Origin of the sequence: Mesorhizobium sp. M0659 (genome assembly GCF_040320605.1) — a bacterium.
In the GTDB taxonomy this organism is placed as follows: domain Bacteria; phylum Pseudomonadota; class Alphaproteobacteria; order Rhizobiales; family Rhizobiaceae; genus Mesorhizobium.
In genome coordinates, this window is the sequence record NZ_JAMYPY010000004.1 from 137,275 (window position 1) to 152,277 (window position 15,003).

Here is a 15,003-nt window from a genome sequence, read left to right on the forward strand (position 1 = left end):
GACCGCCGAAACCGTCACATCAGTCGTTGTCCGTCGGCGCCGAAATAGAGCGGCGAGCGGTAGCGGATCACCACCTTGTCGCCCTCGGCCAGATCGGTGTCGGGGTCGGTCAGCGTCACCAGCTTCCTGGCCCCGACCGTGACATGCAGATGGTTCTGGTCGCCGAGATGCTCGACCCAGTCGACGACGCCGTCGGCGTGGCCGTTTGCGGCCTTCTCGATCGACAGATGCTCGGTGCGCGCGCCGATGGTCTTGGTTCCGGTCGGCGCCCCACCATCAGGCAGCAGCCCGGCCGGCAGCAGGTTGATCGCCGGCTGGCCGAGGCGGGCCGCGACATGAAGATTGGCCGGCTCCGAATAGATTGTGCGCGGCGTGCCGATCTGCACCAGCACGCCGTCATTGAGGATGCCGATGCGGTCCGCCATGGTCATCGCCTCGATCTGGTCGTGCGTGACATAGAGCATGGTGGCGCCGAGCTCGGCTTGGATGCGCTTGAGTTCGAGCCTGAGATCGGCGCGCAATTTGGCATCCAGCGACGACAGCGGTTCGTCCATCAGATAGATCGACGGTTTGCGCACCAACGCTCGGCCGATGGCGACGCGCTGCATTTCACCGCCCGACAGCTTGGTCGAGCGGTTGTTCAGCTTGTGGTGGATGCGCACCATTTTCGCCACCTCTTCGACGCGGCGGCGGATCTGGTCCTCCGGTATTTTCCGCGCCGGCGAGCGCAGCGGGAAGGCGAGGTTGTCGTAGACCGACAGATGCGGGTAGAGCGAATATTGCTGGAAGACGAAAGCGGTGTCGCGCTCGGCCGGGGACAGCGTCGTCGCATCGTGGCCGCCAATATCGATCCTGCCGCTATCGGGCCGCTCCAGCCCGGCGATCAGCCGCAGCGTCGTCGTCTTGCCGGCGCCGGTCGGGCCGAGCAGCACGACGAATTCGCCATCGGCGATGTTAAGGTCGAGGCCATTGACGGCGACATGGTCGCCGAAGCTTTTGGTCACGCCCTTGATGTGCACGTCAGCCATGCTGCGCTCTCCCTTGAGAGGCGGTATCGTGAACAGCGGTGCGCACGGCGCGGCCCGAGCCCTTGTCGAACAGCGACAGTCGCGCGCTGTTCAGCGTCAGGCCGACATGGTCGCCGGCAGCAAGCCGGATTTCGGCCGGTACCCGCGCCTTGATGATCCCGCCCGCCGTTTCCACGGCCACGATCTGCGTCGTGCCGAGATATTCGGTGCCATAGATGGCGCCGCGTAGTTTCGAGGCGTCGTCGAAGCGAATGTGCTCGGGGCGGATGCCGAGTGCCATGTCGGCCGGCGCGATATCCTCGCGCACCTCCGGCACCGCGACTTTAGCCCCCTGGACGACGATCTCTTTCGCCCCCTTCGCCAGTCCGCCGCCAAAGCCGAGAAAGTTCATTGGCGGCGAGCCGATGAAGTCGGCGACGAACATGGTTGCCGGGCGGTCGTAGATCTCGCGCGGAGTGCCGAACTGTTCGATGACGCCATGGTTCATCACCGCGATCTTGTCGGCCATCGACATCGCTTCCATCTGATCATGCGTGACATAGACGGTGGTGGCGCGGATGCGGTTGTGCAGCTCGCGCAGCTCATGCACCATCAAATCGCGGAATTCGGTGTCGAGCGTGCCGAGCGGCTCATCCATCAGGAAGCATTTTGGCCGCCGCACGATGGCGCGGCCGAGCGCCACGCGCTGGCGGTCGCCGCCGGCAAGGCCCGAGACCGATTTGTTGAGCAGGTGGTCGATGCGCAAAAGCTTGGCCGTCTCTTCGACCCGCTGGCGGGTCTCGGCGGACGGCATGCCTTGCGCGAGAAGCGGGAAGCCAATGTTCTTGCGCACATTCATATGCGGATAGAGCGCGAATAACTGGAAGACGAAGGCGATGTCGCGTCCGCGCGCCCGCCGCATGGTGACATCCTCGCCGCCGAGCAGGATCTGGCCGCCGGTCGGCAATTCGAGGCCGGCGATCATGCGCAGCGTCGTCGTCTTGCCGCAGCCTGACGGCCCAAGCATGACGAAGAACTCGCCATCCTCGACGACGAAGCTGGAATCCTGCACGGCGACGAAATCGCCGAAGGCCTTTCTCAAATGTTGGACGCGGATTTCGGCCATGATTATTCCGGGAATTTCGAGACGATGATGAACATCACCGTGCCGGCGAGCATGGTGATGAAGGAGTAGGTGTAGAGCGCGAGCGCGAAAGGCTGGAACAGCATCAGGAAGCCGATGGCGATCAGCGCCGTGGCGATGTTTTCCATGAGGCCGCGACGGGCCCAGCGCGGCCAGGATGATTTTTTGGAGATGGTGGGGTGTTTCATGAGTTCCTCCCTTCCCCGTTGAAGGGGAGAGATGGTTGCCAGGTGGTTCCCCCACTCCGTCGCTGCTTCGCAGCGCCACCTCTCCCCCCTCCGGAGGGAGAGGAAGGGAGCCTGGCTGAATGAAACTCGCGCCCTTCCTCTCCCCCGTCGATCGGGGGAGAGGTGTCGAGCGAAGCTCCACGGAGTGGGGGTCGACCTGGCACATCAATCATTTGCGCACCGCCCCAAAAGTGATGCCGCGCAGCAATTGTTTGCGAAGCAGGATGGTGAAAACCAGGATCGGCACCAGGAAGATCGTCGTGCCGGCCGCAACCGCCGGCCAGTCCTGGCCGCCTTCGCCGATGATGGTCGGGATGAAGGGCGGCGCGGTCTGCGCGGTGCCGGACGTCAGGAGTGCGGCGAAGGCATATTCGTTCCAGGCGAAGATCAGGCAGAAGATGGCGGTCGCGGCGATGCCGGTGGTCGCCTGCGGCAGCACGGTGCGCCAGAAGGCCTGCAGCCTGGTATAGCCGTCGATCATCGCCGCTTCCTCATACTCGCGCGGGATCTCGTCGATGAAGCCTTTCAGCAGCCACACCGCGAGTGACACGTTGACCGCGGTGTAGAGCAGGATCATGCCCAGCGCGGTATCGGACAGGCCGAGCTCGCGGTACATCAGGTAGATGGGAATGGCGACGGCGATCGGCGGCATGAAGCGCGTCGACAGGATGAAGAACAGAAGGTCATCGGCCAGCGGCACCTTGAAGCGCGAGAAACCGTAGGCCGAAAGCGTGCCGAGGAATACGGCGCAGAAGGTGGAACCGAAGGCGATTATCAGTGAGTTGACGAAGCGCGGCAGGAAATTGGACGGGCCGGCAATCACCATGTTGCGCTTGCGCGAGGTCTCGTCGCAGAAACCGGTCGCGGGTCCCAGCGAGTTGATGTACTCGGGCGTTTGCCTGGTGCGCGTCGTGAACAGGTTGCAATAGCCCTCGATGCTCGGCTGGAACAGAATCTTGGGCGGATAGGCGATCGAATCCGGCGGCGTCTTGAAGCTGGTGGCAAAGATCCACAGCAGCGGCACGATCGAGATCAGCGCGTAGAGCACGTTGATGGTGCCGGCGATCCGCTTCGAATTGGTCGAGGGGGCGACGACGGAGTGGGCGGTGGTCAAGCTCATCTCTGCTTCACCTTGTTCAGCGCCTTGACGTAGATGTTGGCCAGCCCAAACACCGCGACGAACAGGATGATGGCGAAGGCCGAGGAATATCCGGTGCGCCAGCTCTCGAACGCCTGCCGTTTCAGCGTGATGGAAGCGACCTCGGTGGTCGAGCCCGGCCCGCCACCGGTCAGCAGGTTGACCATGTCGAACATCTTGAAGTTCTCGATGCCGCGAAACAGCACCGCCAGCATGATGAAGGGCAGCGCCATCGGCAGCGTGATCGACCAGAACTGCCGCCAGTTGGATGCGCGGTCGACCTCGGCCGCCTCATAGATGTATTCGGGGATCGAGCGCAGTCCGGCGAGGCAGATCAGCATCACGTAGGGCGTCCACATCCAGGTGTCGACGATGATGATCGACCACGGCGCCAGCGACACGTTGGACAGCATCTGGATGTCGGTCGGTGGTATCCGGGTGACGAACGAGATGGCGTAGGCGAACAGGCCGATCTGCGGCTCGTAGAGGAAGCGCCAGAAATTGCCGACCACCGCCGGCGACAGCATCATCGGCACCAGGATGATGGTCGTCCAGAAGGCGTGGCCGCGAAACTTCCTGTCGATCAGCCACGCCAGCGTGAAACCGATCAGCGTCTGCAGCAGGATCGTCCAGAACACGAAATGCGCCGTCGTCTGCATGGCGATCCAGATGTCCTGGTCGCCGAGGATGCGCTGGTAGTTGGCGAAGCCGAGGTTTTTCACCACCTCGTTCGGGCGGTTCGCGCGGAAGTTGGTGAAGGACAGGTAGATCGCCCAGAACAGCGGGAAGATGTTGATGGCCAAGAGCAACAGGATCGTCGGCGAGATGAACAGCCAGGCGAGGCCCTTGTCGCTGATCCCCCGGACCTTGCGGGCCAACGGCTCCGGGGTCGCCCGGGCAACGTTCTCCGCAGTCCGATTGAGCATGGTGAGTCCTGCTTCGGTCACGTCAAGTCTCGACACTGGAATTTATCTGAACTGCGTCCCGTGCCAAGGGCAGCACGGGACCAAGAGCATGATGCCGAAAAGTGTGAAGCGGTTTTCGGACCACATCATGCTCTCTCTCTTTTTAGCCCTGAGGCGGATGATTTCTGATCGATTCGGCCTGAAAATCATCCGCCTCTGGGGTCAGGCTCGGGAGGAGCCGTTGGTCCGGTTACATCTTGCCGTCGTCCTGGAACACTTGCGTCCAGTCCTTGACCAGGCCGTCAAGCGCGTCCTTGGCCGAACCCTGGCCGGCTACGACATAGTCGTGGAAGCGCTTCTGCGACGCCTGCAGCAGCGGTGCGTAGCTCGGCTCGGCCCAGAAGTCCTTCACGATCGCCATCGAGTCGAGGAAGGTCTGCGCATAAGGCTGGCTGGACGGGAAGGCCGGGTCCTTGACCACCGCGTTCAGGCAGGAATAGCCGCCGAGCGACCACCATTTGGCCTGCACATCCTTGTTGGCGAACCACTTGATGTATTTCAGCGCCGATTCCTGCTTGTCTGAATAGGACACGACCGAAATGCCCTGGCCGCCAAGCTGCGCAAACTGGGCGCCGCCGGGACCCTTCGGATTGACGAAGTAGCCGATCTTGTCACCGCCGACATTCTCGTCCTTCTGCAGGCCGGGCCAGGTGAAGGCGAAGTTCATGTGCATGGCCACCTGACCGGATTTGAAGGCGTCGACGCCTTCGCCCATATAGCTGTTCGAGGCACCCGGAGGCGTGCAGCAATCGTAGAGCGACTTGTAGAACTCCAGGCCTTTGACCGCGTCTGGCGAATTGACGAAGCCTTCCATCTCGTAGGGCTTCTTGGGGTTTTCATACTGGAAGCCGTAGCTGTAGAGCACGTCCATGGCGCCCATGGTGATGCCTTCCGAGCCACGCTCGGTGTAGATCGAAGCGCCATAGACGGTCTTGCCGTCGATCTCGCGCTTCTGGAAGAATTCGGCGACCTGCTTCAGTTGGTCGAAGGTGGTCGGCGGGCCGAGATCCCAGCCATATTTTTCCTTGAATTCCTTTTGCAGCTCCGGCTTGGAGAACCAATCCTTGCGGTAGGTCCAGCCGACGACGTCGCCCATGGCCGGCAGCGCCCAGTAATTCGGCGTGTTCTTCGGCCATTCGGAATAGCCGACGACTGTTGCCGGCACAAAGTCGTCCATGCTGATCTTCTCCTTGTCGAAGAAGTCGTTTAGCTTGACGTAGTGGCCGTTCTCGGCCGAGCCGCCGATCCACTGGCTGTCGCCGATGATCAGGTCGCACAGTTTGCCGTGCGAGTTGAGCTCGTTGAGGAAGCGGTCGGCATAGTTGGTCCACGGCACGAATTCGAATTTCATGCCGATGCCGGTTTCCTTGGTAAAATCCTTGGACAGTTCGACCAGCGCGTTTGCCGGATCCCAGGCGGCCCAGCAAAGCGTCAGGTCTTCAGCGTGCGCAACGTTCGAGACGGCTGTCGACGCGGTAATCGCCGAGGTCAGTCCCAACGCCAGTTTCAAGCTCGATTTCATGCCTTCCTCCCATTTGCGAAACGCGCCCGGATGGCCGTTTCAAGAACCCCTCAACCCTCGCTCCTCCGAGGGGCTAAACACGGCGCGCTATGCGTCGCCAGGGCGGCGCGGTGCGCCGCAGATGTTTAGTAATTTGTTTAGTGATGCAATTTTTACTAAACAAGGCAAGCGAATTCGTCGCTGCGCCGCAACATGGCGAAACGGCGATTGAAATCGTTGGGAAATGATTGCCGGACGGCTCGCCCGGAAGTTGCTTAGCCGGGGCCGCCTATAATTTCGTCTGCGGCATCACCGGCCGAACGGGGGGCGCGGGCGGCAGCAGCGCGCGGATGTCGGCGAAGGGAAATGTCGGCTCGAATCGGAAGGCCTCGGCCAAGGAGCCGGGAACGCTGTTGCATTGCCCGGCGCGAAACTCATTCTGGACGCGCGCTCTGTCGACATATTGCTCCGGCCACTGCGACTGGTGCGCGCGGATCGCCTGCGTCTTGATATCGCCGTAGGCGGAAATGTCGACGTAATGCGTCGGCGCAAAGCCGGTGCCGCCCATCGTGTCGGCATGCAGCACGGGGACGCCGAACGAGGCCGCGATGCGCACGCCGTCCGACAAAGCACGATGGTCGGCGTGATAGTCGTTGGGGGCATGCGTGATAACCAGATCCGCCGCGGTCTCGCGTATCAGCGCTTTCAGCGAAGCGATCAGTGCCGCATCAGCCACCAGTTCGCCGTCGGGAAAGTCGAGAAAGCGAAGGGTTGCGCCGAGCAGCGCCGCAGCGGCCGCCGCCTCGTCGCGGCGGGCACGAGCCAAAACGCTCGGGTCGCCCATGCCGCCCCTGGCGCCATCCGTGGCCACGGCAAAAGTCAGTTCTGCGCCTTGCGTGGCATAGGCAGCCAGCGTACCGAACATGAATATCTCGATGTCGTCGGGATGCGCGCCGAGCGCCAATACCTTCACTGCACTCTCCCCGGAAATGGAAAAACGTGACGAACGGAATCCTGCTCGCCCTCATCGCCTATGCAAGCTATTCGTGCAGCGATGCCGTTATCAAGAGCCTTGGCGGACAGTTCACCGTCTTCGAGATCGGCTTCTTCATCACGCTGTTTGCCGGCTGCTTCCTGTTTTTCAGCCGCCCAGTCGATGAGCGCTGGCGCGACTTCTGGCGCACCGGACGGCCATGGGCGGTGCAGGCCCGCGCCTGGGCCGGCATCGCCTCGGGCGTGCTCAGCGTCTACGCCTTCACCACCATTCCGCTGGCCGAGACCTATGCACTGATCTTCCTGGCGCCGCTTTGCGTTACCATTCTCTCGACCGTCATCCTGAAGGAAAAGGTCGGCCCATGGCGCTGGCTGGCGGTGGTTGCCGGCTTTGCAGGTGTCATGCTGGTGGTGCGGCCAGGTTTTCGCGAGTTGCATCTCGGACACCTTGCCGCCTTCACGGTGGCCTTCCTCGCCGCGGCGAGCGTCATCCTGATGCGGTCGCTCGCCCAGCAGGAAAAGCGCACCACCATGCTCGGCGTGCTCATCGGTTACGGGCTGCTGTTCAACGGGGCCGGCACCATCGCCACATCGTTCACCCTCCCCAACGCCATGCAGCTGCTGTGGCTGGTGCTGGGCGGCGCCTTTACCGCCGGCGGCCAATTGCTGCAGCTGCTGGCCGCCAAATACGCGCCGGCCAACCGCATGGCGCCGACGCATTATTCGCAGATCGTCTGGGCGGTCATCCTCGGCGCGCTGTTCTTCCAGGAGTATCCGGACTGGATATCGCTGGTCGGCTTGGCCGTCGTTGGCGCGTCCGGCCTGCTCACCATGGTGCGCGAGGAGGTGCGGCTGGGCACGGTGCGCTGGAACCCGTTTTCACGCACAAGGCTTTGAGCCGTTGCACGGTTGTGGTGACCGCTGATATGCGGACGCAATGACGACGAGATCCTTGCCCGAGCTTCCGGTCTCGGCTGTGCTGCCGGCATTGAGCGAGGCGCTCGCCTCCGGCAACAGCGCCGTCCTGGTGGCGCCGCCCGGTGCCGGCAAGACGACGCTGGTGCCGCTGGCGCTGCTCGATGCGCCCTGGCTGGTCGCCGGCAAGATCGTCCTGCTCGAACCGCGCCGCCTCGCCACCCGCGCCGCCGCCCGCCGCATGGCCGAATTGCTTGATGAAGAGCCCGGCGCCACTGTCGGCTATGCCATGCGCATGGAAAACCGCACATCGGCCCGGACAAAAATCCTCGTCGTTACCGAAGGCGTGCTGGCGCGGATGATCCTCGACGATCCGGAACTGCCCGGCGTTTCGGCGGTGATTTTCGACGAATTCCACGAGCGCTCGCTCGACGGCGATTTTGGCCTCGCTTTGGCGCTCGATGTGCAGGGCGCGCTGCGGCCCGATTTACGCTTGCTGGTGATGTCGGCGACGCTCGACGGCGCGCGTGTGGCAAAACTTTTGTCCGGCGCGCCAGTGATCGAAAGTCAAGGCCGCGCCTTTCCCGTCGACATCCGTTACGACGAACGGCCGGCCGGCGTTCCCGTCGAAGACACCATGGCCAAGGCTATCCGCTCCACCCTTGCCGAGGAGAGCGGCAGCGTGCTCGCCTTCCTGCCCGGCCAGCGCGAGATCGAGCGCACCGCCGAGCGGCTGCAGGGCCGCCTCGGCGCCGACACCGACATCGTGCCGCTCTACGGCCAGCTCGACAACAGGGCGCAGGACGCCGCGATCAAGCCGGCGCCGCCCGGTCGCCGCAAGGTGGTGCTGGCGACGTCGATCGCCGAGACCTCGATCACCATCGACGGCGTGCGCGTCGTCATCGATTCCGGCCTGTCGCGGCTGCCGCGCTATGAGCCGGCGAGCGGCCTGACCCGGCTGGAGACGGTGCGTGTTTCCAGGGCGTCGGCCGATCAACGCGCCGGTCGCGCCGGACGCACGCAGCCAGGTGTCGCCATTCGGCTGTGGCGGGCCGAGCAGACGGCGGCACTTCCCGCCTTCACCCCGCCCGAGATTCTTGAGGCCGATCTGTCCGGGTTGCTGCTCGATTGCGCCGTCTTCGGCGTCGCCGATCCGGCGAGCCTGTCCTTCCTCGATCCGCCGCCCATTCCCGCGCTCAACGAGGCGCGGGCGCTGCTCCTGGCGCTGCACGCCATCGATGCGGCCGGCCGGCTGACGGAGGCGGGCGGCGCGATGCGCAAGCTGGCCCTGCCCGTGCGGCTCGCACACATGGTCGCTGAAGCCGCTGGCGGCGGCCACGCGCTCGAGGCTGCGATGCTAGCCGTCCTGCTCACCGAGCGTGGTCTCGGCGGCGACGGCGCCGACCTCGAACGGCGCTTGATGCGCTTCCGCACCGAAAAGTCACCGCGCGCCGTTGCGGCAAGGCAGCTTGCCGGGCGATTGGCGAAGGAGGCGGGCGGCGCCAAGAGCAGCGAAACCGCTTCTGCCGGTCTTCTCCTCATCCACGCCTGGCCGGACCGTGTCGCAAAAGCGCGCGGTGAGCGCGGCCGTTTTGTGCTGGCCAATGGCTCCGGTGCAATGGTCGACGCCGCCGATCCGCTGGCCGGCGAGACCTGGCTGGTCGTCGCCGATCTGCAAGGCAAGGCGCAAAACGCCCGTATAACCGCCGCGGCCGCGGTCCACGAGACCGACATCCGTGCCGCTCTCGCCGACAGGATCGAGACGCGCCGCGAGACAAGCTTCGACCGCGAGCGGCGCGCGGTGCGCGTGCGCGAGACCGCCAGGCTCGGCGCCATCACTTTGTCGGAGCGCATGCTGCCCGCACCAACTGGAACAGACGCCGACCGCGCCATCCTGGATGCCTTGCGCGAGCACGGCCTGTCGCTGCTGGAATGGGGCAAGGACGGCGAGACGCTGCGCCAGCGCCTAGGCTGGCTGCATCGCGGCCTCGGCGCGCCCTGGCCCGATGTTTCGGAAGCCGCCCTGCTCGAACGCCTCGACGACTGGCTGCTGCCGTTCCTGTCGGGCAAGGCGTCCTTCGCCGCCATCGACCCCGGCACGCTGTCGTCGGGCCTGATGGCGCTGGTGCCGCATGATTTGCAGCGCAAGATCGGCACACTGGCGCCGACCCATTTCGACGCGCCGTCCGGCAGCCATGTGCCGATCCGCTATGACGGCGAATGGCCGGTGCTGGCCATCCGCGTGCAGGAACTGTTCGGCCTTGACCGCCATCCGGCAATCGCCAACGGCACCGTGCCGCTGACGCTCGAGCTGTTGTCGCCGGCGCACCGGCCAATCCAGACGACGCGCGACCTGCCCGGCTTCTGGCGCGGCTCCTGGGCCGATGTGCGCACCGACATGCGCGGCCGCTATCCCCGCCATGTCTGGCCGGAAAATCCGCTGCTCGCTGCGGCCACCGCCCGCGCCAAACCGCGAGGGACCTAGCGCTCATCCTTTCCCGGCTATAATCCTTGGCCATGATCAACATCGTGCACGCGCCAGACTTCCAGCAAAGCCAGCGGCTGCGCCTCAACACGCTGATCCGGCTGCGCTGGCTGGCCATCGTGGGCCAGAGCCTGGCGGTGCTGGTCGTCGCCTATGGGCTCAAATTCCCGCTGCCGGTCAGCCTCTGCTTCGCGCTGGTCGCCTGCTCGGCCTGGCTTAACCTGGTGCTGACCTTCCGCTATCCGGCAGCGCACCGGCTGACCCCGTTCTCAGCCTTTTTCATCCTGACCTTCGACAGCCTGCAGCTTGCCGGCCTGCTCTTTTTGACTGGCGGCCTCACCAACCCGTTCTCGGTGCTGATGACCGTGCCCGTCGTCATCTCGGCGGCGTCGCTGCCGCTGCGGCTAACTGCGGTGCTCGGCGCGCTGGTCATGGCGGCGGCCACGTTGCTGGTCTTCTTCCACCAGCCGCTGCCATGGTATGAGGGCGCGCCTCTGCCCATGCCATTCATCTATGTCGCCGGCATATGGATGGCGGTGTTTTCCTCGATCGCCTTCACTGCCATCTATGCCTTCCGCGTTGCCGAGGAAGCCCGCCTGCTCGCCAATGCGCTTGCCGCCACCGAACTGGTGTTGCAGCGCGAGCAGCATCTGTCGGCTCTGGATGGGCTTGCCGCCGCCGCCGCGCACGAACTCGGCACGCCGCTCGCCACCATCGCCCTTGTCTCCAAGGAGATGGAAAAGGCACTTGGCGACGACCCAAAATACGGTGAGGACGTCAAACTTCTGCGGTCGCAGAGCGAGCGCTGCCGCGAGATCCTGAAGCGGCTGACCAGCCTGTCCTCCGAGGGCGAGGCGCATCTGTCGCGTCTGCCGCTGACCTCGCTGGTCGAGGAGGTGACCGCGCCGCACCGCGATTTCGGCATCTCGATCAAGCTTCGGCCGGGCGAGCGCGTCGGCCCCGAACCGGTGGGACGGCGCAACCCCGGCGTCATCTACGGCCTCGGCAATCTGGTCGAGAACGCCGTCGACTTCGCCCGCAACAGTGTGACGGTGCGATGGAGCTGGGACGAACTCGACGTCACCTTCTCGATCATCGATGACGGGCCGGGCTTTCCCCCCGAAATCATCGATCGCATCGGCGAGCCCTATATGTCGACACGCCAGGGCAACGAGGCTGGCGGTGGCCTGGGTCTCGGGCTGTTCATCGCCAAGACCTTGCTCGAACGCTCCGGCGCCACGCTCGATTTCCGCAATTCGAGCGGACTGGGCGAAGGCGCGATCGTGCAGATATCGTGGCCGCGCACGGTCTTCCTCAACCCGGAATCGGTGGGGATCTCGATGTTCGACACCGCGTAAATGCCTTGGCGGAGGCGGCAAAATTGGACAATGGCGTTCAGGAACTATATCTGCGTAAAATTAAGGCAGCAGGATTTTTTGAGATAATGACTGGCGAAGAAGCAATTGGCGCAATGGTCGAAGGCGAGGACACCTCGCTGCTCATCGTCGACGACGACAAGCCGTTCCTGACGCGGCTGGCCCGCGCCATGGAAACCAGGGGTTTCGTGGTCGAGACGGCCGAGAGCGTCGAGGAGGCAGTGGCCAAGGCGCGCGCCCACCCGCCGGCCTATGCGGTGGTCGACATGCGGCTTGGCGACGGCAACGGCCTCGACGTCGTCGCCGCCATCCGCGAGAAGCGCGACGATGCCCGCACCGTCATCCTCACCGGCTACGGCAACATCGCCACCGCGGTGACCGCGGTGAAGCTCGGCGCCATCGACTATCTGTCGAAGCCGGCTGACGCCGACGACGTGTTTGCAGCGCTCACCCGCACCGCCGGCCAGCGCGCCGCCCCCCCGGAAAATCCGATGTCGGCCGACCGCGTGCGCTGGGAACACATCCAGCGCGTCTACGAAATGTGCGACCGCAACGTGTCGGAAACCGCGCGCCGGCTCAACATGCATCGCCGCACGCTGCAGCGCATACTCGCCAAGCGCGCACCACGCTGAGGTTCACGCGCCGGTGGCGCCGGCCGCCAATTGCCGAACCTCAGCGCTGCCCCTCACCTGCCTGCCGGCATCCTCTCCCCGTATAGAGACGGGGAGAGGGGCGCTCTCATCGCCGGTTTCGCCAATCGCCGGCGTTGCAGGAGACGACGGCGAGGCTGAAGCTGCCTCTTTCTCCCCGTCGCTATGCGGGGAGTTGAGGAATGGTCCGCGAAGCGGACGAAAAGCCAACTGCTTGGCTTTTCGAATGATGAACGTCCGGCAGGACAATGAGGGGCGGCGCCAACGCTGGAAACAGTTGCGCTTGCCGTGCCATCGACCTTTGCCCATCATCGGCAATAACGCCGCCGGAAAACCGGCAACGGAGCACAGATGCGCGACAAGCAGCCGAAATCCATCCTTCGCGAATTCCTCGACGGCGAGGCGGCGGGCGGCATCATCCTGATGGTTGCGGCAGCCCTTGCGCTGATCGTCGCCAATTCACCATTGGCCGAAACCTATTTCGCCGCTCTCCACGCCTATCTCGGCCCGCTCAGCGTGTCGCACTGGATCAACGATGGGCTGATGGCGGTGTTCTTCCTGCTGGTCGGCCTCGAGATCAAGCGCGAGATGCTCGACGGTCAGCTCTCGACCTGGCCGCGCCGCGTGCTGCCGGGCGTCGCCGCCGCCGGCGGCATGCTGGTTCCCGCGCTGGTCTATGTCGCCATCAACCGCAACAACGCCGCCGCGCTCTCCGGCTGGGCGATCCCGACCGCCACCGACATCGCCTTTGCGCTCGGCGTACTGTCGCTGCTCGGCAACCGCGTGCCGGCGTCGCTCAAGATCTTTCTCACCGCGCTCGCCATCATCGACGATCTCGGCGCCGTCATCATCATCGCCATCTTCTACACAAGCGGCCTGTCGCTGGCCTATCTCGGTGCGGCCTTCGCCGTCATCGCGGTGCTCATCGTGCTCAACCGCATGCGGGTGACGAGGCTGACGCCCTACCAAGTGCTCGGCGCCGTGCTGTGGGTGCTGGTTCTGAAATCGGGCGTGCATGCCACGCTGGCCGGCGTCGCGCTGGCGCTCACCATTCCGCTGAAAATCTCTGACGGCAGCGGCCACGATCTCGACCATTCCCCGTTGCACCGGCTTGAACACGGCCTGCACAAGATCGTGCCCTTCTTCGTCATCCCGATCTTCGGCTTTGCCAATGCCGGCGTGTCGCTGGCCGGCCTCAGCGCCTCTGCCCTGGTCGAGCCGCTGACGCTCGGCGTTGCCGCCGGCCTGGTGCTGGGCAAGCTGGCCGGCGTCTTCGGCTCCTCGGCGCTGGCGATCCGGCTCGGCTTCGCCGACCTGCCGGTCAATGCCGGCTGGCTGCACATGATCGGCATTTCGCTGCTCTGCGGCATCGGCTTCACCATGAGCCTGTTCATCGGCCTGCTTGCCTTCGCCAACGACATGGCGCTGCAGGACGCCGTCAAGGTCGGCATCCTGGCGGGGTCCTTCGTTGCAGCGCTGCTGGGTGCCGCCGTGCTCCTGATGGCGCCGCGGCAGGGGTGGAGGAGGTGGTGGAGTAGGTGTTCTTGGGTTCCTCGCCCCCGCAAAGCGGGGCGAGGAACTTGAGCTTCGTCTACTCGCTCTCTCCCGCCAGCGCCGGCACCGCCACACCCGCCAGTTCCGCCGCCAGCAGCCGCGCCGCACCCGCCCGTGCGATGCGCAGCATCAGCGCCTTGCGCGTTGCCGCCGCCATCCGGTGCTCGGGCGCATCGCGCAGAATCTCGGCGCCGTAGCCGTCGGACAGGATGAAGCCGCATTCCTCCGGAAAAATATCCGAGGGCACGCCCGGATGCGTGGCGAAGAAGAAGCGGTCGGAGTGCAGCCGGTAATCAGGCCATTTGCGGTCGACGCGAAAATCCTCGATCGAGGATTTGATCTCGATGATCCAGATGTCGCCCTGCCTGGTCAGCGCCACAAGGTCGGCGCGCCGCCCGGTGGCCAGCGACAGTTCGGGCAGCACATGCATGCCCATTTGCATAAGCAGCCTCTGCACGCCACGCCGCACCAGCATGGCGCGTTCCGACTGGCGGCCATCGATCAGGGGATTGAGGAGAATCGGGGAGATGATCGGCATGGCAGCCACCATGCCAGATTTTGTTCACGGTTTGAACCCTGTGTGCCACGGCGATTACCCGGTTGACAAACCCATTTGCTGATACTCCCTAGTCTGCTAGGCTTGAGAGCCAAACAGCGAGGGAGCCATGGCTATTGAGATTTACCGGCATGCCTTATCTACCGGCTTGGGAACCCTCACGAGCAATGGGCGCTTTGCTGCCTATGCTGGCGGTGAGGAGGTATCTGTGCGGTTCGAAACCGGGGGATCAGTCAGAGGATCAACTTGGCGCGTGGCGATCGATTCCACTGATTTTGCTGATCTTGCCGCAGCTATGTTCAAGGCTGATCCAGAGCGAGCGGCCAAGGCTTTCGGGAAGGCGCTGGCAACGACAAAGATCACCTAGCAACGCTACCCCAGCCGTAGGGGAATGGCCGTAATCGATTATAAGGGTGACAGGCCGGCACAAGGTTGATAGGCCACACATGGCCCTGACAGCTTCTGTCAGTTGGACGGACAAAATGGGAACTT

General features: G+C 64.3%; 14 protein-coding genes. 6 read left to right on the plus strand and 8 right to left on the minus strand.

Annotation, left to right across the window (positions count from 1 at the left end; translation table 11 throughout):
* Positions 1–14: 14 nt before the first annotated feature.
* The 7 genes from NKI31_RS08310 to NKI31_RS08340 all read right to left on the minus strand — a co-directional run bounded on the left by NKI31_RS08310 (position 15) and on the right by NKI31_RS08340 (position 6,955).
* A complete protein-coding gene (locus NKI31_RS08310; protein WP_352651162.1) occupies positions 15–1,028 on the minus strand; it encodes an ABC transporter ATP-binding protein in 1,014 nt (337 codons plus the stop codon).
* The gene (locus tag NKI31_RS08315) at positions 1,021–2,133 is read right to left on the minus strand and encodes an ABC transporter ATP-binding protein (RefSeq protein WP_352651164.1); all 1,113 of its coding nucleotides are present in this window, start codon (positions 2,131–2,133) and stop codon (positions 1,021–1,023) included. Before NKI31_RS08315 ends, NKI31_RS08310 begins: the two co-directional genes overlap by 8 nt.
* 2 nt (positions 2,134–2,135) lie before the next feature.
* A complete protein-coding gene (locus NKI31_RS08320; protein WP_352651166.1) occupies positions 2,136–2,339 on the minus strand; it encodes a hypothetical protein in 204 nt (67 codons plus the stop codon).
* 208 nt (positions 2,340–2,547) lie between these two features.
* On the minus strand, positions 2,548–3,498 hold the full coding sequence (locus tag NKI31_RS08325) for a carbohydrate ABC transporter permease (RefSeq protein ID WP_352651168.1): 951 nt from the start codon (positions 3,496–3,498) through the stop codon (positions 2,548–2,550).
* Positions 3,495–4,442: a carbohydrate ABC transporter permease gene (locus NKI31_RS08330; RefSeq protein ID WP_031198535.1), complete on the minus strand. Its 948-nt coding sequence runs from the start codon at positions 4,440–4,442 to the stop codon at positions 3,495–3,497. Before NKI31_RS08330 ends, NKI31_RS08325 begins: the two co-directional genes overlap by 4 nt.
* A 229-nt stretch (positions 4,443–4,671) precedes the next feature.
* Positions 4,672–6,003, minus strand: coding sequence for an ABC transporter substrate-binding protein (locus NKI31_RS08335; protein WP_023713419.1), 1,332 nt, complete (start codon positions 6,001–6,003; stop codon positions 4,672–4,674).
* A gap of 268 nt (positions 6,004–6,271) precedes the next feature.
* Positions 6,272–6,955, minus strand: a complete 684-nt coding sequence (locus NKI31_RS08340) for a PIG-L deacetylase family protein (protein WP_352651170.1) — start codon at positions 6,953–6,955, stop codon at positions 6,272–6,274.
* 26 nt (positions 6,956–6,981) lie between these two features.
* On the opposite strand from NKI31_RS08340, the gene NKI31_RS08345 reads away from it, so the two are divergent.
* From NKI31_RS08345 to nhaA, 5 genes are all read left to right on the plus strand, one after another.
* A complete protein-coding gene (locus tag NKI31_RS08345) occupies positions 6,982–7,872 on the plus strand; it encodes a DMT family transporter (protein WP_023725843.1) in 891 nt (296 codons plus the stop codon).
* Between the two features lie 40 nt (positions 7,873–7,912).
* Complete coding sequence (gene hrpB, locus NKI31_RS08350; RefSeq protein WP_352651172.1) at positions 7,913–10,375, plus strand: ATP-dependent helicase HrpB; 2,463 nt, start codon at positions 7,913–7,915, stop codon at positions 10,373–10,375.
* Positions 10,376–10,407: 32 nt separating this feature from the next.
* Positions 10,408–11,733, plus strand: coding sequence for an ActS/PrrB/RegB family redox-sensitive histidine kinase (locus NKI31_RS08355; RefSeq protein WP_023692667.1), 1,326 nt, complete (start codon positions 10,408–10,410; stop codon positions 11,731–11,733).
* Between the two features lie 86 nt (positions 11,734–11,819).
* Complete coding sequence (locus NKI31_RS08360; protein ID WP_352651174.1) at positions 11,820–12,383, plus strand: ActR/PrrA/RegA family redox response regulator transcription factor; 564 nt, start codon at positions 11,820–11,822, stop codon at positions 12,381–12,383.
* Between the two features lie 369 nt (positions 12,384–12,752).
* Positions 12,753–13,985 (plus strand): Na+/H+ antiporter NhaA, encoded by a 1,233-nt coding sequence (gene nhaA / locus NKI31_RS08365; RefSeq protein ID WP_352651176.1) that lies wholly within the window; start codon positions 12,753–12,755, stop codon positions 13,983–13,985.
* Between the two features lie 7 nt (positions 13,986–13,992).
* Here the strand turns inward: nhaA and NKI31_RS08370 are convergent, their stop codons facing one another.
* Complete coding sequence (locus NKI31_RS08370) at positions 13,993–14,493, minus strand: MmcB family DNA repair protein (RefSeq protein WP_023806146.1); 501 nt, start codon at positions 14,491–14,493, stop codon at positions 13,993–13,995.
* A 127-nt stretch (positions 14,494–14,620) separates the two neighbouring features.
* Between NKI31_RS08370 and NKI31_RS08375 the strand changes: the two genes are divergently transcribed.
* Positions 14,621–14,878, plus strand: a complete 258-nt coding sequence (locus NKI31_RS08375; protein WP_352651178.1) for a hypothetical protein — start codon at positions 14,621–14,623, stop codon at positions 14,876–14,878.
* Positions 14,879–15,003: the final 125 nt, after the last annotated feature.

Coding starts and splice junctions, on each gene's coding strand:
- NKI31_RS08375 (WP_352651178.1), top strand. CDS start 14,621: ATGGCTATTGAGATTTACCGGCATGCCTTATCTACCGGCTTGGGAACC.
- nhaA (WP_352651176.1), top strand. CDS start 12,753: ATGCGCGACAAGCAGCCGAAATCCATCCTTCGCGAATTCCTCGACGGC.
- NKI31_RS08335 (WP_023713419.1), bottom strand. CDS start 6,003: ATGAAATCGAGCTTGAAACTGGCGTTGGGACTGACCTCGGCGATTACC.
- NKI31_RS08325 (WP_352651168.1), bottom strand. CDS start 3,498: ATGAGCTTGACCACCGCCCACTCCGTCGTCGCCCCCTCGACCAATTCG.
- NKI31_RS08310 (WP_352651162.1), bottom strand. CDS start 1,028: ATGGCTGACGTGCACATCAAGGGCGTGACCAAAAGCTTCGGCGACCAT.
- NKI31_RS08315 (WP_352651164.1), bottom strand. CDS start 2,133: ATGGCCGAAATCCGCGTCCAACATTTGAGAAAGGCCTTCGGCGATTTC.
- hrpB (WP_352651172.1), top strand. CDS start 7,913: ATGACGACGAGATCCTTGCCCGAGCTTCCGGTCTCGGCTGTGCTGCCG.
- NKI31_RS08355 (WP_023692667.1), top strand. CDS start 10,408: ATGATCAACATCGTGCACGCGCCAGACTTCCAGCAAAGCCAGCGGCTG.
- NKI31_RS08360 (WP_352651174.1), top strand. CDS start 11,820: ATGACTGGCGAAGAAGCAATTGGCGCAATGGTCGAAGGCGAGGACACC.
- NKI31_RS08370 (WP_023806146.1), bottom strand. CDS start 14,493: ATGCCGATCATCTCCCCGATTCTCCTCAATCCCCTGATCGATGGCCGC.
- NKI31_RS08320 (WP_352651166.1), bottom strand. CDS start 2,339: ATGAAACACCCCACCATCTCCAAAAAATCATCCTGGCCGCGCTGGGCC.
- NKI31_RS08330 (WP_031198535.1), bottom strand. CDS start 4,442: ATGCTCAATCGGACTGCGGAGAACGTTGCCCGGGCGACCCCGGAGCCG.